Below are 18,291 nucleotides of genomic sequence, written 5' to 3'. Positions count from 1 at the left end.
ATGTCGACGAGGGTGACGGTAGTGGGCGGCGGAGTGATCGCCCTGCTCACGGCGGTCGAGTGCGTGCTCGACGGACACAAGGTCACGGTCGTGGACCAAGGCCCCATCCCGCACAGCAGAGCCACCTCTTTCGACCAGCACCGGATCCTGCGGGCCCTGCACCCGGCGGATCCGCGGACCACGGCGGCCGCGCTGCGTGCGCACCGCCGCTGGGTCGAACTGGAAGAACTGTTCCTGACGCGGTTCTACGAGCAGGTCGGCTCGCTGACCGTGCTGCCGCCCGCGGCCGCGACGGACGCGGCGGCGATGCTCGCCGACGCAGGCGGCCACGCCCGGGAACTGACGGCGGCCGGCCTGGCCGACCGCTATCCGCACCTGCACGTGGGCGGCGGCCTCGGCGCGGTACTGGAGGACGAGGCGGGCGTGCTGCTCGCCGAACGGGTCCTCGCCGCCTGCGTCGGCTGGCTGAAGTGGCAGCGGGGCATCGAGCTGATCGAGCACCGGGCCGTGACCGCCGTCGACGGCGAGAGCGGCAGCGTACGGCTGGTGGACGGGCGGGTGCTGCGCAGCGACGCGGTGCTCGTGGCCGTGGGCCCCTGGTCCCGGGACCTGCTGCCGCCGAGCCTCTCCGAGCAACTGACCCTGTACCGGCAGTCCCTCCTGTACTGCCGGGTGCCCCGGCAACAGTCGCAGGCCTGGGCGGCCACTCCGGCCATACCGGCCCTGGGCACCGAGGGCGGAGCCTGGCTGATCCCCCCGGTGGCGGGCACGGCACTCAAACTGACCTCGGCCACCGCCTGCCGGGTGGTGGACGCGATCACCGACTACGCCACCGACCCGTACTGGCAGCGCAAGCTGGAGAAGGAGTTCGGCGACATCCTCCCCGGCTTCGGACCGGCCTGGGTCACCGCGGCCAAGGACGCCTACTACTCGGCCTTCTCTCCGACGGGCGGCCCGCTGCTGGTCGCCCTGGGCGGCGCGGGATTCGCGTACGCGGCCTGCGGTGGCACATCCTTCAAGTTCGCGCCGCTCATCGCGCGGTCGCTGGCCGACCGGCTGATCGGCAGGACTCCGTCGCTGATCGGCCTCGGTGCGCTCGACGGGCCGCCGCTGGACGTCCACACCCCGCAGCTCGCGGGGCTGTGAGCGGCGGCCGGATGCGCAAGGAGCGTGCCGTGGCAACGGTGGACGACGTACGGCGGCTCGCGATGGGTCTGCCGAGGACCGAGGAGCACCTGATCCGGGACCGGGTGAAGTTCCGGATCGGCAAGATCGTCTATCTCGCCCTGTCCCCGGACGAGAGCGAACTCGGCTTCGCCTTCCCCAAGGAGGAGCGGGCGGCGCTCGTCGCCGCCGAGCCGCAGAAGTTCTTCCTGCCCCGCACGTCCGATCTGCGCTTCCACTGGGTCGAGGCCCGCCTCGCGGCCCTGGACGAAGGAGAGTTGACGGAGCTGGTCACCGAGGCCTGGCGGATGGTGGTGCCCGCCAAGGTCGCCCGAGCCCACCTGGACCCGCCGGCCGCGCCGCCGCTCCCGCCCGCGCCCTCCCTGGCCGAACTGCGGGCCTCGGCGGAGGTGTTCAACGGCTTCGCGGGCGTGGACCGGAGCTGGCAGGCGCTGCGCGAGGAGACCGGCGGCGCCCTCGACCTCTCGCTCGCCGCGCACCGCAGCGCCCTGCACCGCTGGCTGAACTCCTGGGGCTGCCGCATCCGTTACCCGCGCGAGGGCGAGCCCGACGCCTTCGGCGCGGGGCTCGCCGCATGGTGGGGGCGGCACGCGCTGGCGCACGCACCGCTGGCCCGGCTCACCCCGCGGGAGATCTCCCGGTTCGCCGCCGCCTACGAGGAACTGGCGGCGCTGCCGATCGGCCGCCGCAGCCTCGGCCCGACCGCCGCGGCCAAGGCGCTGTACGCACTGCGGCCCGACTCGGTCATGCCGTGGGACGCGGCCATCGCCGTGCGGCTGCACGGGGTCCGGGACGGGGCCGCCTTCGCCCGCCACCTGGAGCTCGGCCGGAGCTGGGCGCGTACGGCGCTGGAGGAGGGCGGCGGTCTGGACGAGGCGGCCCTGTGCGCCGAGATCGGCCGGCCCGGGGTGTCCCTCGCCAAGATCCTCGACGAGCACCTCTACGTGACGATCACCCACGCTGCCTGATCCGGCCCGACCGACAGGACCCCCTACCTGGGCTGCCGCACGTGCGCCTGGCCCCGCGCCGCCGCGGGCGCGGACACGGGCGCCGGGTCCTCCTCCGTCGGGTCCGGCTGGGTCAGCGCGTACGCCCGGGCCATCGGCGTCAGTCCGTACTGCCCCGGCAGGTCGGAGTGGTCGAGCAGCCCCGCGTCGAGGAGCCGTTCGAGGAGGTCCTCCACCGGCTGCGCGGACCGTTCGACCAGCACGGCGAGCGCGTCCGCGGACTCGTACACCACGTTGTCCACGGAGGGCGGGTTGTCGGACCCGGCGAACTGGCGCAGCATCAGCCGCGCCCACGGGGTCAGCAGCCGGTAGGCGCTGTCGAGGCGGTTGCTCAACGCGTCGTCCCCGATCTGCAGCCGGCCCAGGAAGCGGCCGGGTGCCAGCTGCGTGCCCGGTCCGTCCGGCCCGCCCGGCCCGTCCCCGAGCAGCTCGGACACGGAGTCCTGGAGCATCCACTCGGGTCGGGCCGCGATGCGCCGGCCGGCCAGGTTGAGCGCCAGCGGCAGGTCCCCGCAGGCGTCGGCGAGGCGCAGGCAGGCGCGCGGCTCGCTGCCGACCCGGTCGCCGCCGAGGAGCTGGGCGAGCAGCTCCATCGACTCGTCGCGGTCCAGTGCGGGGAGCCGGATCCGGCCAATTCCGTCGAGGCCCAGTAGCCGCGATCGGCTAGTGATGATGATGCGGCTCTCGGGCGCCGCGACGAGGAGTTCCCGGATCTGCCGCTCGTGCTGGACGCCGTCCAGCACCACGAGCAGCCGCCGCCGGTTCAGGAGCGACCGGTACAGGCCAATTCTTTGACCGGGATCGTTCGGGATCCGGTCGGTGGGGATGCCGAGCGCCTCCAGGAAACCGCCCGCGATTCCGGCGGCGTCCTTGCGTCCGTCCGCGGCCGGGTCGAGGTTCGCGTAGAGCTGCCCGTCGGGCAGGTTCACGGCGAGTTCGTGGGCGAGCCGCAGGGCGAAGGCCGTCTTGCCCACGCCCACCTGACCGCTGATCACCAAGGGGGTCGCGGGGCGCTGCTCGCCGTACGAGGGGGCGGTCAGGGCCCGGGCCCGCTGGAGCAGCTCACGCCGTCCCACCAGGGGACGAGCCTCCATCGGAAGCTGTGACGGGGGCGGCAGCACGGCGCGTACGTCGGCCGCGCGCAGCTCGTTCTCCTGGTGCTGCTGCACGGCTTTGACCGCCGGACGGGCCGTTCCGTCGTCCCCGTCGGCGCGTGCCGCCTCGTGCCAGCGGCGCTCCCAGCTGGCGCGGTCACCGCCGCAGGCCTCGGCGAAGGCGAGGGCCACCTGAAGCGTCGGGAGGCGGTATCCGGCGGCCGCGTCGGAGAGCACGGACGCGGAGAACATGGCACGAGTGGCCATGTCGCGGTAGCCGGGACTGCCGGCCGCGGTCCGCAGCCTGCGCAACTCCCGGGCGAACGCGGTGACTGGTCCGGCATCGGGGGCCAGCGGTCTCTCCAGTCTTCCCACAGCCTGCTCCTTCGGTACTCGCTCCGTGTGCTGCCTGCTCCGGGCCGCCCATGAACTGTCCGTGTCGCCCTTCCTGATCTGCTACCGGATGCTTACCGCGTGCGAGGGGTAACCCCTATGATCCGGCTGACATGACCTGGCCAGGGGTCTTGTTCATTTGGGGGTGGATGTCCGATGCCGGGGGCGGATGCGGAGTCCGGGGAGAGACGAAGCGCGGAACCTGCGGGGGGCAGGCTGCGCTTCAACGTGCTCGGATCGCTTGAGGGATGGTTCGGAGAGGTCCGGCTGAGGCTGGGGGGAGCGATCCAGGAACGGGTCCTGTGCGTGCTGCTGCTCGAAGCCGGCCGGGTGGTGCCCGTGGCCCGACTCGTCGAGGCGACGTGGGAGAAGGACCCGCCGGTGACCGCCGCGCACCAGGTCCGCAAGGCCGTCGCCGACCTGCGGCGGCGCATACCCACCGGCACCGAGGTGATCGCCACCGACGGGCCGGGGTACCGCGTGGTGGTGGCGGACGACCAGGTCGACCTCCTGGAGTTCGACGCCCTGACCAGGGCGGCGGGCCAGGCGCTGCGGGAAGGCGCCCGGTCCGAGGCCGCCGAGGCACTGCGGGCCGCCCTCGCGCTGTGGCGGGGATCGGTCCTGTCCGGCACCGGCGGACCGGTGATCGAGGCCGCGGCGACCGCACTGGAGGAGCGCCGGCTGGCCGCCGCCGAGCAGTTCTTCGACGTGTGCCTCGCACTGGGCGAGAGCGGTGAGCTCATCTCGGGCCTGCGCGCCCTGATCACCCAGCACCCGCTGCGGGAGACGCTGCGCGGCCAGCTGATGCTCGCGCTGTACCGCTCCGGGCGGCAGGCCGAGGCGCTCAAGGAGTACGGGGAGGTCCGCGAGCTGCTCGTGGACGAGCTCGGGATCGACCCCGGCCCCCGGCTGGCCAGGCTGTACGAGGCGATCCTGCGGGACAGCCCCGAGCTGGCCGCGCCCGAGCGGCCGGCGCCGGTGGCGGCGGCGCCCGTACGGCCGGTGCCCGAGCCGGCGGCCCCCGCGGAGCCGCTGCCCGAACCGGCCGTTGCCGCGACCGCGGTGTCCGAGGGTGCGGCCCCCGGGGTCCCGGCCCGCACGGAAGCGGACCGGGAGGGGGAGCCGGGAACGCGCACCGGGCCGGCGGACGCCCCGTGCACCCTGCCGTACGACCTGCCCGACTTCACCGGCCGTGCCAAGGAGCTGGCCGAGCTCTTCGACTACGTGCAGGACGAGGGCCGGGGCGGCGAGCGGTACGCCCGGATCGTGGCCATCGACGGCATGGGCGGCATGGGCAAGACCACCCTGGCCGTGCGCGCCGCGCACCGGCTGGCCGGCCGGTATCCCGACGGGCAGCTCCACATCGACCTGCACGGATTCACCCCGGGCCGCGAGCCCGTGACGCCCACCGCCGCGCTCGACGGCCTGCTGCGGACCCTCGGTACTCCGGGCGACCGGATTCCCGAGGACCTGGAGGGGCGCACCGCCCTGTGGCGGTCGAAGCTGGACGGCCGGCGGATGTTGCTCCTGTTCGACAACGCGGTCGACGCGGCGCAGATCAGGCCCCTGCTGCCGGCTTCGCCCGGCTCTCTCGCCCTGATCACCAGCCGTGGGCGGCTGCTGGACCTCGACGGCGTCGAGTGGGTGTCGATCGGGATGATGGAGCCCGAGGACAGCACCAGCCTGATGGCGGAGACCCTCGGTACCACCCGGGTGGCCGCCGAGCCGGCGGCCTCCGCCGAACTGGCCGAGCTGTGCGGGCACCTGCCGCTGGCGCTGCGGATCGCGACGGCCCGGCTGCGCAACAGGCCGCGCTGGACGGTGCGTTATCTGGTCGAGCGGCTGCGCGACGAGAAACGCCGGATGGACGAGCTGAGTTCGGGTGAGCGCAGCGTCGCGGCGACCCTTCGGCTGTCGTACCTGGCGATGGACGAGGAGTACCGGACCGCGTTCCGCATCCTCAGCCTGTACCCGTGCGCCGGGACGGACGTCCATTCGGCGGCGGCGCTCCTCGGCACGACCGTCCGCGACGCCGAGGACGCCCTGGAGTTCCTGCTCGACGTCCATCTGGTCCAGCAGCCCGACATCGGCCTCTACACCTTCCACGACCTGGTGCGCAGTTTCGCCCAGAGCCTGCGGGGACCGGCGACGGCGGACGACGACGCGGCGGCGGTCGAGCGGCTGCTCGGCTACTACCTGACGGCGTCGAACACGGCGTGCGAGGTGCTCTTCCCGGGACGGGAACGCCGGCCCACCGGCATCGCGCCCTACCGGGGCGAGCTGCCGTCCCTCAGGGACGCCGAGCAGGCCGTGCGCTGGTTCCACCGCGAGCAGGCGGGACTGCTCGCGGCCGTGTCGCTCGCCGAGCGGTCCGGCCACGACCGGTACGCGGCCTGCCTGAGCCGCAACGTGGGCTTCCACCTGCACACGCACGGACAGCTCGACGAGTTCTGGAGCGTCGGGCACCTCGCGGTGGCCGCCGCCCGCCGGCTCGACGATCCGGCGCTCCTCGGCATCAGCCTGGCCAACCTGGGCGCGGCCTGCTGGAAGCTGGGCCGCTTCGAGGAAGGGCTGGAGGTGGCCGCGGAAGCCCGCGACACGGCGATCCGTGCCGGGGACCGGCACACCGAGGCGCACAGCGAATCGACCCTCGGGCTGCTGATGTCGATGCTCGGGAGGTACGCGGAGGCCCTCCCGCTCCTGGAGCGGTCGGTGGCCGTGGCCCGGGAACTGGGCAATCTGCGGGCGGAGTCGGAGAGCCTGACCACCCTCAGCACGCTGTACGAGCGGTGGGGCCGCTATCCGGAGGCGGCCGCCGCCGCCCGCCGGGCGATCGAGATCGACCGCGGCCTCGGTTACCGCGGCAACGAGATCGTGGCCCTGACCGATCTGGCCTTCGCGCAGGTGGGCCTCGGCGAGTTCCCGGACGCGGACGCCAGTCTCAAGCGCGCCCGCGACCTGTGCGACGAGACCAGGTCGCCCGGGGACGTCGCCCTGCTGCTCGCGCTGTCCGCCCAGGTCGCGCACGAGCGGGGCGACGGCCCGCAGGCGCGCGCGTTCGCCGAGCGCTCCCTGGTCCTCGGCCGCACCAGCGGCGCGCCGATCCGGCTCGCGAAGGTCGAGAACGTCCTCGGCCGGCTCCACCTGCTCTGGGGGGAGCACGAGGTGGCCCTGGCCCTGCACGCACACGCCCACAAGATCGCGGAGCCGATGAGCTTCCGTGCCGAGGAGGCGTCGGCGCTGGTGGGCATGGCCCGTGCGGCGGAGGCGCTCGGGGACGCTCCGGCCGCGGCCGGACACCGCGCTGCCGCCGAGGAGTTATTCGATTTCATGAGTTTGCCGGCGTCCCGCCGGACGTATTGACGGCGCACGGGGAGTGCCCCGCACCGGATACCGGTGCGGGGCACTTCGCTGTCGTACGGGGCGGGCGGCGGGCCTACCGGGAGGACGGGACCGAGGTCGGGGTCGGGGTCGGGGCCGGGGGAGCGACACCCGGACCCTTGTCGTCCGCCAGTACCTGGTAGCCGGAGGGCTGACCGGCGTCCACCGGGCTGCTGACCGTCACACCGACTCCGATCGCCAGAGCCGCCGCGATGATCCCGATCAGTCCAGCCAGCTTGCTGCGCATGTGTGGAACCCCCTGGTGTGTACCCGGTGCGGCTCCCGTGTGCTGCGGTGGCCGCTCTCGACAGGACACAGACTGGCCGCAGCTCTTACCGGTCCGTTCCCCTCTCGATACCGCCCGCGGTCGCGGTGCGGGAACGGCCGTTACCGCCCTGTTCCCGGTCCGGTTCCCTGGCCGCGGCGATCCGTGATCCCCGGGCGCTGACCAGCACGTCCGTCCGCGTGGTGCCCGATTCGTACCCGGCCAGATCCAGCAGGGCCCGTACCGTCGCGCGGATCCCGGCCTGCTCCGCGTCGTGGAGCGGCGGCGCCGTTCCCTCGGGGGCGATGTCGGCGACCAGGTGCATGCCGTCGACGGTCAGCGTCTCCACCCTGAACTTGGCTCCGGTCAAGAGCTCTTCGACGAGATAGGGGGCCGAGTGCCGCGCGGTGACGGCCTGTTCGGCCCACCGGTCCAGTGCGGGCCGGTCGTGTACCGGAACGGTCCACCAACAGCCGGACTTGTCGGCCGACTTGATGACCACGGGCAGGGGGAAGTCCTCCGCCAGCGAGCATGCTTCGGTGATGGACCGGGCCTCCTCGGCACGCACGGCGGAGGTCCGGCTCTCATTGAGGATCCGCCGGATCGCCACCGCGTCCGGCAGCCCGCGGGCCGGCCTCCCGTGGCTGTCGGACAGATCCCGCAGCACCTCCTCGGCGGCGGCCGCGGCCCCGCTGCCGAGACCCCTTTCGAGATCGCTCGCGAGGTAGAGGACCTGCCCGATCCCGTGTTCGACGACGGTGTCCGTCAGCAGGGCGCGCAGCGCGGCCGGGTCGTCGAAGTCCACCCGGAGGAGCCGTTGCGGGGGCAGCTCCGCGGGAAGCGGCGCGTCCGTCGGGCGGGGTCCGGGATCGGACACCACCCATACGTCCAGGCCCGCCACGATCGCGGCGCTCACGAGCCCGGGTCCGGGCCTGACCAGCACTACCCGCTCCGCGGCCTGTCTGATGTTCACAGAAATCTCCTCCATCGTGTCCCACGAGGGTGGCGCCGGTCCTTCCCGGTCCCTTCCCGCCGCGTTCCCGCCCGGCCGTGACCTGGTCCGGGCGTCCCCCGGACGGCCCCGTCGCAGGGCCGCTCGGCGCCCGGTGCAGGACAGTGGAAGGAGGTACCGATCCCGGGGGGAGCATCACGCCGGAGGCGTACAGACATGGGACTCTTCGACTTCCTGAAGTCCGACAAGAAGAAGGCGCACGACGCCGCCGAGAAGGCGGAGGAGCAGGTGCAGCAGCAGGCCGGCGAGGGCAGGAGGCCCCCCTCGGGTTCGGCGGCCGCCGCTGCCTCGGCCACCCGGGCCACCGCCGAGCGCATGGCGGCGGCCGCGCCGCCGAGGCCCCTCCCCGCGACCCCGACCCCCACCCCCACGTCCGCCGCGCACAAGGCCGTTCCCGCAGCCCCCAAGCCGACCGTGATGCCGAAGCCCGCGGCCTCCTCCGCCGCCGCGCCGGGCGCCATGCACACGCCCACCCCGCACTCGGCCGCGCACAAGGCGGTACCGGCGGCCCCGATGCGGGGGCCCGGGTCCACCGCCAAGAAGCGCACGTACACCGTCAAGCCCGGCGACTCGCTCACCGCGATCGCCCGCCACGAGCTCGGCAACGAGGCCCGCTGGCGCGAGCTCTACGCGATGAACCGGGGTGCCGTCGGCCCCAACCCCGACCTCGTCCGCCCGGGCACGGTCCTCACCCTCCCCGGCTGACGCCCCGCGGACGCGGAAGGGGCCCGGACCCTGGTGACAGGATCCGGGCCCCTTCGCGCGCGCCGCTCAGAGCTGCTTGTCGTCGGGGCCGGACTCGGCCTCGCGCTCCTTCTCCGCCAGCTCCTCGTCGAAGCCGGACGGCGCCGCGTCGCGCGAGGACAGCTCGGTGGCCGCCGGCGGTTCGACGAGCCAGTCCGGATTCGACTGCTGGTCCCACCAACGCCACACCGCGTAGGCGGCGCACGCCAGTACGCCGACCAGTGCGACACCGCGCAGGATCTTCCCGTTGCGCGCGTGCCGCTCGCGGCGCCGTACGAGCTTCTGTACTTCCTTGGCCGTCACCTGGCCGCGCAGCGCCGCGAGCGCCGCCGTCGACCGGGACGCGGCCTCCTCGGCCACCGGAGTGGCGGCCGCGATCGCGCTCTCGATCTTCGGCTGGGTGTACTCGGCGGCCTGCCGCGCCGCCTGGCGCGCCTGCGTCGCCGCCCGGTCGACGGGCGGCGGCACATGGGCCCGCGCGGCCTTGAGCCGGGGTTGCAGATGGCAGTCGTAGGTCGTACGGGCGTGCTGGGCGGCGCTGGTCGCCGCGTACGACATCTTGGGTGCCAGCCGTTCGTTCGCTTCCTGGGCGTAGTGCACTGCGGCTTCCCTGGCGGATTCCGCGTACGGTGCCACCACTTCCGTCGCGTGCCGCACACTCTCCCTGGCGCTCTCGGCTGCCAGGCGCATGCTCTCCTTGCCGGTCACGGGATCCTCCTCCTCGGTGGCGGACACAGTTCACCTTTCCACCCTTTGTCGGATCATGCCTGCCATATCGCTGACAGGCATGCGTGACAGGGCATACGGGTGGAGGATTTCAGTGCCGCGGAGCGCTCCGTGCGACCATCTGGACCGACAGTGATGACTATGGAAGGCAGATCCGTGGCCGAGAAGCTCTACGCCACCCTGAAGACGACCCACGGCGACATCGAGATCGAGCTGCTGGAGAACCTCGCTCCGAAGACCGTGCGGAACTTCGTCGAGCTCGCCACGGGCGCCCGGGAATGGACCCGTCCCACCGACGGCCAGAAGACCACGGACCCGCTGTACGACGGCACCGTCTTCCACCGCGTCATCAGCGGCTTCATGATCCAGGGCGGCGACCCGCTCGGCAACGGCACCGGCGGCCCCGGCTACCGCTTCGCGGACGAGTTCCACCCCGACCTGGCCTTCACCAAGCCCTTCCTGCTCGCCATGGCCAACGCCGGCCCGGGCACCAACGGCTCGCAGTTCTTCATCACCGTCGCGCCCACCGCCTGGCTGACGCGCAAGCACACCATCTTCGGCGAGGTCACCGACCCCGCCAGCCAGAAGGTCGTGGAGGCCATCGCCGCCGGCGCCACCAACCCGCGCACCAAGCGCCCCCTGGACGACGTGATCATCCAGTCCGTGGTCGTCGAGAGGCGCTGACGCCGGGAACCTTTCGGCCCCGCCCGTCCGTACTGGATACGTACGGGACCGGCGGGGCGCCCCGGCCCGGTCGACGAGACACCCTAGGGAACCGATGGACACCGACCGTCTACCGGGCTGCTACCGCCACCCGGACCGCGACACGGGGATCAGCTGTACCCGCTGCGAGCGCCCCATCTGCCCCGAGTGCATGATCAGCGCCTCGGTCGGCTTCCAGTGTCCCGAGTGCGTCCGCGCGGGTTCCGGCACCGGGCACCACCCGACCGCGAACGCGCCGCGCACCGTCGCGGGCGGGGTGGTCGCCGCCGACCCCCACCTGGTCACCAAGATCCTCATCGGGATCAACGTCCTGGTGTTCATCGCGGCGCTCTCCGACCAGGCGCTGGCGGTCCAGCTGGAGCTGATCGGCGGCCGGTACTTCGAGTACCCCGGCGGCCCGCTCCACGGGGTGGCCACGGGCGAGTACTACCGGCTGCTGACCTCGGTCTTCCTGCACGTCGAGTGGTGGCACATCATCGGCAACATGATCGGGCTGTGGGTCATCGGCGGGCCGCTGGAAGCGGCGCTTGGCCGGGTCCGCTATCTCGCGGTCTTCTTGCTCTCCGGCCTGGGCGGCAGCGCGCTGGTCTACCTGCTGAGCGAGCCGTACGTGCAGACCCTCGGCGCCTCCGGCGCCGTCTTCGGCCTGCTCGGCGCCACCGTCGTCCTGGCGAAGCGGCTGCGCTACGAGATGCGGCCGGTGATCGTCATGGTCGTGCTGATGCTGGTGCTGACCTTCGTACCGCTCGGCGGCGCGCTCACGGTGTCCTGGCAGGCCCATGTGGGTGGCCTGGTCACCGGAGCGCTGGTGGGCTTGGGCATGCTCATGCCCACCGCCGGTCGCCATCGCGCCCTCGTCCAGTGGGGCACCTGCGCGGTGGCCTTCCTGCTGGTCGCGATGGTGATTCTGCTCCGCACCGCGGAACTCACCTGATCACACCGGCGTCAACTCTCCACAGAGTTATCCACAGATCTTCTGTCTTTTCCTCAGGTGTGGATGACGCTGTGGATAACTCCTGGGGAGAGCTTCCATCAGGGGCTGTCGGGTGCTATTTCCACTGCGTGGAGACGCCGAATCCGGCAGCGATGAAGCCGAAACCGACTACAATGTTCCAATTGCCCAGAGCCTCGATCGGCAGCTGGGTCTCGGTCACGTAGAAAACGACGATCCACGCGAGTCCGATCAGGAAGAACGCCAGCATGACCGGGGCGACCCAGCTGCGATTCGTGAGCCGGATGCTCTGCGGCTGCCGCGAGGGCGGCGGCGTGTAGTCGTCCTTCTTGCGGATACGTGACTTCGGCACGAGGGGCTCTCCTGTCGATGCGCTGGGGACCTTGCCTGCCCCGGGCGTCCGTTAGCGTAGTGGACCTGTGGCGTTGAAGGAGAAGGGTACGTTGAGCAATTCCGACGACTCCTCCGTGGGTCCCCGTCGCCGGGCCAGGCCGGTCCGGCTCCTGACGGCCGCCGTCTTCGCCCTGGCCGGGCTGCTCTTCGTCACCAGTTTCAACACCTCCAAGGGTACGAACATCCGGACGGACGCATCCCTCCTGAAGCTGTCGGACCTCATCAAGGAGCGCAGCCAGGACAACGCGGCGCTGGAGCAGAGCACCGCGGCCGTACGCGGCCGCGTGGACACCCTCGCCGAGCGTGACGACGGCAGCACCAAGGCACAGGACGCCAAGCTGGCCGCCCTGCGCGCCGCCTCCGGCACCGAGGAGCTGACCGGCAAGGGCCTGACGGTCACCCTCAACGACGCCCCGCCGAACGCCACCGCCCGCATCCCCAACGTGCCCGAGCCACAGCCCAACGACCTGGTGATCCACCAGCAGGACCTCCAGGCCGTGGTCAACGCCCTCTGGCAGGGCGGCGCCCAGGGCATCCAGGTCATGGACCAGCGGCTGATCTCCACCAGCGCGGTCCGCTGCGTGGGCAACACCCTGATCCTCCAGGGCCGGGTCTACTCGCCGCCGTACAAGATTTCGGCGGTCGGCGACCCGGGCGCGTTGAAGAAGGCCCTCGCCGCCTCCCCGGCCCTGCAGAACTACCAGCTGTACGTGAACGCCTACGGGCTCGGCTGGAAAGTGGACGAGCACAAGGCGCTGACACTTCCCGGCTACTCCGGCACAGTGGACCTCCACTATGCGAAGCCGGTGGCGCCCACCCCGTGATCGGGTCCGTCCTGACGTCGTACTGCGCCTGGTGGTACGGACGTTCAGCGAGGTGTGCCTGACGGCGGGCACCCTGATCGTGCTCTTCGTCGCCTACGTCCTGCTGTGGACCGGGGTCAAGGCCGACCGGGCCATGGACGGGGAGATGGACCGGATGCGCGACCGCTGGGCGGCCGCCCCGGCCGCGGCCCCCGCGCCCGCCCCGGCGCCGCAGCCGACACCGTCGCGGGCCCCGTCGGTGCCCCCGGCACCCCCGGCGCAGCCCGAGCGCCATCCCGCCGGCCGGGCCTTCGCCGAGATGTACGTCCCGCGCTTCGGCCCGGACTGGGTCAAGCCCGTCCTGGAGGGAACCGACCCCGAACTGCTGAAGAAGGGGCTCGGCCACTACGCCGCCACCGCGCCCCTCGGCGCCGTCGGGAACTTCTCGGTGGCCGGCCACCGGCGCACCTACGGGGACCCCTTCAAGGACTTCCCGCGCTTGCGCCCGGGCGACGAGGTGATCGTCAAGGACGCGAGCACCTGGTACACGTACACGCTTCGGTCAGCACCCCTGCGCACCCTGCCCACCGACGTCGCCGTGGTCGACCCGGTCCCGGAGAAATCACCGTTCCGGGCGCCCGGCCGCTATCTGACGCTGACGACCTGCGATCCGGAATGGGGGCACAGCCATCGGCTGGTCGTCTGGGCGGAACTGACCGGGACCCTCCCCGCGTCCCAGGGGCGACCGGAGGGTTTGTCCGGGTGACCCACCCTTTCGGGCCGCTGCCTTTAGTCTGTTCGCGTACCGCCCCCCGCGGTGCGTTGAACGAACGTGGACGAAAAGGAATCAGGCGGCATGTACGGCTGGATCTGGCGGCACCTGCCGGGAAACGCGTGGGTACGCGCGCTGATCTCACTCGTACTGGTCCTCGCGGTGGTCTTCGTGCTCTTCCAGTACGTCTTCCCGTGGGCCGAGCCGCTTCTTCCGTTCAACGATGTGACGGTGGACGAGGGATCGGGAGCCACTCCGTGAGCGCGCGCATTCTGGTTGTGGACAACTACGACAGCTTTGTCTTCAACCTGGTCCAGTACCTCTACCAGCTCGGTGCCGAATGCGAGGTGCTGCGCAACGACGAGGTCGAGCTCTCGCACGCGCAGGACGGCTTCGACGGCGTACTGCTGTCCCCCGGCCCCGGTACGCCGGAGGAGGCGGGCGTCTGCATCGACATGGTCCGCCACTGCGCCCGCACGGCCGTCCCCGTCTTCGGCGTGTGCCTCGGCATGCAGTCGATGGCGGTCGCCTACGGAGGCGTCGTGGGCCGGGCCCCCGAGCTGCTGCACGGCAAGACCTCCCCCGTGATCCACGAGGGGCTCGGGGTGTTCGAAGGACTGCCGTCGCCGTTCATCGCGACCCGCTACCACTCCCTCGCCGCCGAGCCCGGGACCCTGCCGGACGCGCTGGAGGTCACGGCGCGGACCGAGGACGGGATCATCATGGGCCTGCGCCACCGGGAGCACGACGTCGAGGGCGTGCAGTTCCACCCCGAGTCGGTGCTGACCGAATGGGGTCACCGGATGCTCGCCAACTGGCTGGTGCGGTGCGGTGACACGGGTGCCGTGGAGCGCTCGGTGGGGCTCGCCCCGGTGGTGGGCAAGGCCGTCGCGTGACCGCGGTCGCGCCGTCCGCGCCCACGGAGGGCCGGGCCGCGCGACGCAGGGCCGCTCAGCAGGCCGCGAAACAGGCCGCCCGACGCACCCGCAGGCGGGGCGGCCGGCGGCGCAGGCGGCCGGCCTCGGGCGGCCCGGTGGTCATCGCGAGCCGGCTGGGCGGAGAACTGTTCATCACGCTGGGCCTGGTGATGCTGCTGTTCGTCGCCTACCAGCTCTGGTACACGAACCTGCTGGCGGAGCGGGTGGCGAACGGCGCCGCCGGCTCCCTGCGCCAGACCTGGGAACGGGACCCGGGCGCCGCCGGGGCTGCCGCACCGCCCGTGACGGCCTTCGAGCCCGGCCAGGGCTTCGCGATCCTCCACATTCCGAAGCTGGACGTGAAGGTCCCGGTCGCGGAGGGCATCAGCAAGCCGAAGGTGCTGGACAAGGGCATGGTCGGGCACTACGGCGAGGGCGCGCTGAAGACGGCGATGCCGGCCGACAAGCAGGGCAACTTCGCGGTGGCCGGACACCGCAACACCCACGGCGAGCCGTTCCGCTACATCAACCGGCTGGTGCCCGGGGATCCCGTCGTGGTCGAGACCCGGGACGCCTACTACACGTACGAGATGACCTCGTCGCTCGCGCAGACACCGCCGACGAACGTGGCGGTGATCAAGCCCGTTCCGGAGGGATCGGGATTCACATCCGAGGGCCGGTACATCACGCTGACCACCTGCACCCCGGAGTTCACCAGCACCTACCGGATGATCGTATGGGGCAGGATGACCGAGGAACGCCCCCGCAGCCAGGGCCCGCCGCCCGCGCTGACCAGCTAAGGACGAATCAGCAGTGTCTCGTGCCCGCCGCCGCGCCGCGGCCCCGCCCGCCGGCAACCGCAGTGTGCTCGCCGGATTCCTGAGCCTGCTGGGCGAGGTCCTGATCACCGTGGGCCTGGTGCTGGGCCTGTTCGTGGCCTACTCGCTGTGGTGGACGAACGTGCTCGCCGACCGGCAGGCGTCGGCGCGCGGCGACGAGATCCGCCAGCAGTGGCAGACCCCCTCCCCGCAGGCCGCCGCACCCGGGGCGCTGGACACCCAGGACGGCGTCGGCTTCCTGCACGTACCGGCGATGAAGAACGGCGAGGTGCTCGTCAAGCCGGGGACCGACCCGGACACCCTCGACGACGGCGTGGCCGGGTACTACACGGAGCCGGTGAAGTCCGCGCTGCCGTGGGACGAGAAGGGCAACTTCGCGCTGGCCGCGCACCGGGACGGCCACGGGGCGAAGTTCCACAACATCGACAAGGTGAAGAACGGCGACGCGATCGTCTTCGAGACCCGCGACACCTGGTACGTCTACAAGGTCTTCGCGGAGCTGCGCCAGACCTCGAAGTACAACACCGACGTGATCAACGCGGTCCCCAAGGACTCCGGGAAGACCGCCCCCGGCCGGTACGTCACGCTCACCACCTGCACGCCGGTCTACACCTCGAAGTACCGGTACATCGTGTGGGGCGAGCTGGTCCGGACGGAGAAGGTGGACGCGAAGCGGACCCCGCCGGCCGAACTGCGCTGAGCGCGTGCGGTGACCGGATGGGGTCCTGACGCCGCCAGGCCCTCAGAAGGCCCCTGTGGGAGGCGTTGACGCCTCCTGGGTCCCACGAGGCCCATGTGTCCCGGATGGGGGCGCAGGCGGCCGCACAGCGACGCGACGCACAAAGGTCCGGCCTCCCTCCCCGTTCCCGGGAGGGAGGCCGGACCCCTTCGCTGCGTCGTGGTCGTGACCACGACGCAGGGCGCGCTAGCCGCCCAGGCCGCCGAAGCCGCCGCCGTTGTTGTTGCCGCCCTGCTGCTGGCCGCCGCCGCCGATGGCGATCAGGTTCACGGTCTGGCCCGTGTTGACCTGGGTCCCCGGCTGCGGGTCGGAGCGTACGACGACCGCGTTGCCGTCCGTCGAGCCGGTGACGACACCGAGCCGGAGGTTGGCGCGCCGCAGCTCGTCCTTGTACTGGTCCACGGTGAGGCCGGCGAAGTTGGGCACCGCCGTCTGCGTCGAGGCCTTGGCGATGGTGACGTTCACCGTCTTGCCCACCTCGAGCTGCTGGCCCGCCGCGAACTGCTGATCGATGATCGTGCCCGGTACGGCTCCGGGCTGCTCGCTCTCCGTCACGCTGCCGAGCCTGAGGTTGGCGTCCGTGAGCGCCTTGATCGCCTCGTCCTTCTTCTTGCCCCTGAGCTCCGGCACGTCGGCCTTGGAGATCTCCTTGGCGACGGTCAGCGTGACGACGCTGTTGCGCTCCGCCTCGCCGCCGTTCGGGCTCTGCTCGAGGACGGTTCCGGCGGCGCGCGCGGACTCCTGGGGCTTGCGGTCGACCTGCAGCCCCTTCTCCTTGAGCAGCTTCTCCGCGTCCTCGAACTTCAGGTTGACCACGCTGGGGACCGCCACCTTGGGCGCGCCCGTGGAGACCGTCACCGTGATGGTGGCGCCGTCGTCGACCTTGGTGTCGGCCGCGGGGTCCTGCTTGCAGACGTTGCCCTTGGGCTGGTCCTCGCAGGGTGCGTCAGGGCCCTTGACCACCTTGAGGCCGACGCTGTCGCCGCTCTTCTGCGCCCGTTCGAGGGTCTGGCCGATGAGCTTGGGCACGGTGGGCCGGTTGTCGGCGGTCTCGTTGAAGAGGGAATGGCCGATGAGGATCGCGCCGACCAGGACGAGGACGCCCGCCGCGACGAGCAGGACGGTGGACGCCTTGCTCTTCTTCTGGCGGCGGTTCGCGCCCTGGTCGTAGCCGCCGTGGCCCTGGTCGCCGTAGCCGTATCCGCCGTCGCCCGGGGGCATGGGCGGCATCATCGACGTCTGGGCGCCGGGGTCGGCGGTGCGCAGGGCGGCGGTGGGCTGGTCGTAGCCCTGGGGTCCGTAGCCGTGCCCCTGGTCGGGATAGCCGTAGCCGCCGGTCGCGCCCATGGCCGCGGCGGCGGCCACCGGCTGGCCGTCGAGGCAGGCCTCGATGTCGGCGCGCATCTCGTCGGCCGACTGGTAGCGGTAATCGGGGTCCTTGACCAGTGCCTTGAGGACGATGGCGTCCATCTCGGGCGTGATCTCGGGATCGAAGTTCGACGGCGGCTGCGGCTCTTCCCGTACGTGCTGGTAGGCGACGGCCACCGGCGAGTCACCGACGAACGGGGGCCGGACGCAGAGCAGCTCGTAGAGCAGGCAGCCCGCGGAGTAGAGGTCGGAGCGCGCGTCGACCTGCTCGCCCTTGGCCTGCTCGGGAGAGAGGTACTGGGCGGTGCCGATGACGGCGGCCGTCTGCGTCATGGTCATGCCGGAGTCGCCCATGGCGCGGGCGATGCCGAAGTCCATGACCTTGACCTGGCCGGTGCGGGTCAGCATCACGTTGGCGGGCTTGATGTCGCGGTGCACGATGCCGGCGCGGTGCGAGTACTCCAGGGCCTGGAGGATGCCGATGCACATCTCCAGGGTGCGCTCGGGCAGCAGCTTGCGGCCCGAGTGCAGCAGCTCGCGCAGCGTGGAACCGTCGACGTACTCCATCACGATGTACGGGATGGAGATGTTGTCGACGTAGTCCTCGCCGGTGTCGTAGACCGCGACGATCGCCGGATGGTTCAGCGACGCGGCCGACTGGGCCTCGCGCCGGAACCGGGCCTGGAAGGACGGGTCACGGGCGAGGTCGGCGCGCAGGGTCTTGACGGCGACGGTACGGCCGAGCCGGGTGTCGTGAGCGAGGTAGACCTCGGCCATGCCACCACGGCCGAGCACGTGGCTCAGCTCGTACCGGCCGCCGAGGCGACGCGGCTCTTCCATAACGTTGCAGCCCTCTCCGTCAGTCCCGACCGCACCTGTGTGTGGTCCGGCGGTGTGCTGTTCGCGCAAAGGCTACCGGCCGATCGTCGGTGATCGGTTCGTGGCCACAGGCTGATACTGGACCGGTACCGTACGCGC

At 71.8% G+C, this 18,291-nt stretch carries 17 protein-coding genes and 1 pseudogene; 12 read left to right on the top strand and 6 right to left on the bottom strand.

Annotated features, from left to right (window positions below; genetic code table 11):
- Together OG386_RS22405 and OG386_RS22400 are read left to right on the top strand one after the other, a co-directional pair.
- Positions 1-1,146: an NAD(P)/FAD-dependent oxidoreductase gene (locus tag OG386_RS22405; RefSeq protein ID WP_328789624.1), complete on the top strand. Its 1,146-nt coding sequence runs from the start codon at positions 1-3 to the stop codon at positions 1,144-1,146.
- Between the two features lie 29 nt (positions 1,147-1,175).
- A complete protein-coding gene (locus tag OG386_RS22400; protein WP_328789623.1) occupies positions 1,176-2,153 on the top strand; it encodes an MmcQ/YjbR family DNA-binding protein in 978 nt (325 codons plus the stop codon).
- Positions 2,154-2,176: 23 nt separating this feature from the next.
- Here OG386_RS22400 and OG386_RS22395 read toward each other — a convergent pair whose 3' ends face one another.
- Positions 2,177-3,661, bottom strand: coding sequence for an NB-ARC domain-containing protein (locus tag OG386_RS22395; protein ID WP_328789622.1), 1,485 nt, complete (start codon positions 3,659-3,661; stop codon positions 2,177-2,179).
- A gap of 246 nt (positions 3,662-3,907) precedes the next feature.
- Here OG386_RS22395 and OG386_RS22390 point away from each other — a divergent pair, with 246 nt between their 5' ends.
- Positions 3,908-7,042 carry an AfsR/SARP family transcriptional regulator gene (locus OG386_RS22390; RefSeq protein WP_443053186.1) on the top strand — a complete coding sequence of 1,045 codons (3,135 nt, stop codon included), beginning with the start codon at positions 3,908-3,910 and terminating at the stop codon, positions 7,040-7,042.
- 73 nt (positions 7,043-7,115) lie between these two features.
- Here OG386_RS22390 and OG386_RS22385 read toward each other — a convergent pair whose 3' ends face one another.
- Positions 7,116-7,307 (bottom strand): hypothetical protein, encoded by a 192-nt coding sequence (locus OG386_RS22385; protein ID WP_327384306.1) that lies wholly within the window; start codon positions 7,305-7,307, stop codon positions 7,116-7,118.
- A gap of 85 nt (positions 7,308-7,392) precedes the next feature.
- The gene (locus OG386_RS22380) at positions 7,393-8,298 is read right to left on the bottom strand and encodes a hypothetical protein (RefSeq protein WP_328789620.1); all 906 of its coding nucleotides are present in this window, start codon (positions 8,296-8,298) and stop codon (positions 7,393-7,395) included.
- A gap of 195 nt (positions 8,299-8,493) precedes the next feature.
- Between OG386_RS22380 and OG386_RS22375 the strand changes: the two genes are divergently transcribed.
- On the top strand, positions 8,494-9,042 hold the full coding sequence (locus tag OG386_RS22375; RefSeq protein WP_328789619.1) for a LysM peptidoglycan-binding domain-containing protein: 549 nt from the start codon (positions 8,494-8,496) through the stop codon (positions 9,040-9,042).
- Between the two features lie 66 nt (positions 9,043-9,108).
- Here the strand turns inward: OG386_RS22375 and OG386_RS22370 are convergent, their stop codons facing one another.
- Entirely contained in the window at positions 9,109-9,816 is a 708-nt protein-coding gene (locus OG386_RS22370; RefSeq protein ID WP_328789618.1) for a DUF5324 family protein, read from the bottom strand.
- 147 nt (positions 9,817-9,963) lie between these two features.
- On the opposite strand from OG386_RS22370, the gene OG386_RS22365 reads away from it, so the two are divergent.
- Both OG386_RS22365 and OG386_RS22360 read left to right on the top strand, forming a co-directional pair.
- A complete protein-coding gene (locus OG386_RS22365; protein WP_327388545.1) occupies positions 9,964-10,491 on the top strand; it encodes a peptidylprolyl isomerase in 528 nt (175 codons plus the stop codon).
- Between the two features lie 94 nt (positions 10,492-10,585).
- A complete protein-coding gene (locus OG386_RS22360; RefSeq protein ID WP_328789617.1) occupies positions 10,586-11,464 on the top strand; it encodes a rhomboid family intramembrane serine protease in 879 nt (292 codons plus the stop codon).
- Between the two features lie 115 nt (positions 11,465-11,579).
- On the opposite strand, the gene crgA is transcribed toward OG386_RS22360, so the two are convergent.
- Positions 11,580-11,834 carry a cell division protein CrgA gene (crgA, locus tag OG386_RS22355; protein WP_266594715.1) on the bottom strand — a complete coding sequence of 85 codons (255 nt, stop codon included), beginning with the start codon at positions 11,832-11,834 and terminating at the stop codon, positions 11,580-11,582.
- Positions 11,835-11,925: 91 nt separating this feature from the next.
- On the opposite strand from crgA, the gene OG386_RS22350 reads away from it, so the two are divergent.
- The 6 genes and pseudogenes from OG386_RS22350 (at position 11,926) to OG386_RS22325 (ending at position 15,906) form a co-directional block, all read left to right on the top strand.
- On the top strand, positions 11,926-12,699 hold the full coding sequence (locus tag OG386_RS22350) for a DUF881 domain-containing protein (protein WP_266594714.1): 774 nt from the start codon (positions 11,926-11,928) through the stop codon (positions 12,697-12,699).
- Positions 12,671-13,444, top strand: a complete 774-nt coding sequence (locus tag OG386_RS22345) for a class E sortase (RefSeq protein WP_328789616.1) — start codon at positions 12,671-12,673, stop codon at positions 13,442-13,444. The genes OG386_RS22350 and OG386_RS22345 overlap by 29 nt, the downstream gene beginning before the upstream one ends.
- Before the next feature lie 90 nt (positions 13,445-13,534).
- Complete coding sequence (locus tag OG386_RS22340; RefSeq protein ID WP_030011120.1) at positions 13,535-13,711, top strand: hypothetical protein; 177 nt, start codon at positions 13,535-13,537, stop codon at positions 13,709-13,711.
- Positions 13,708-14,346 carry an aminodeoxychorismate/anthranilate synthase component II gene (locus OG386_RS22335; protein WP_328789615.1) on the top strand — a complete coding sequence of 213 codons (639 nt, stop codon included), beginning with the start codon at positions 13,708-13,710 and terminating at the stop codon, positions 14,344-14,346. The genes OG386_RS22340 and OG386_RS22335 overlap by 4 nt, the downstream gene beginning before the upstream one ends.
- Before the next feature lie 143 nt (positions 14,347-14,489).
- Positions 14,490-15,167 (top strand): annotated as a pseudogene (locus OG386_RS22330) (class E sortase); the annotation flags it as partial.
- 13 nt (positions 15,168-15,180) lie between these two features.
- Positions 15,181-15,906 carry a class E sortase gene (locus OG386_RS22325; RefSeq protein ID WP_327384300.1) on the top strand — a complete coding sequence of 242 codons (726 nt, stop codon included), beginning with the start codon at positions 15,181-15,183 and terminating at the stop codon, positions 15,904-15,906.
- A gap of 225 nt (positions 15,907-16,131) precedes the next feature.
- On the opposite strand, the gene pknB is transcribed toward OG386_RS22325, so the two are convergent.
- Positions 16,132-18,153: a Stk1 family PASTA domain-containing Ser/Thr kinase gene (pknB, locus tag OG386_RS22320; RefSeq protein ID WP_328789614.1), complete on the bottom strand. Its 2,022-nt coding sequence runs from the start codon at positions 18,151-18,153 to the stop codon at positions 16,132-16,134.
- Positions 18,154-18,291 lie beyond the last annotated feature (138 nt).

The sequence above is a fragment of the Streptomyces sp. NBC_00273 genome, assembly GCF_036178145.1.
In the GTDB taxonomy this organism is placed as follows: domain Bacteria; phylum Actinomycetota; class Actinomycetes; order Streptomycetales; family Streptomycetaceae; genus Streptomyces.
The sequence above is the reverse complement of the archived record's forward strand: the minus strand, read 5'-3'. Positions and strand labels throughout refer to the sequence as shown.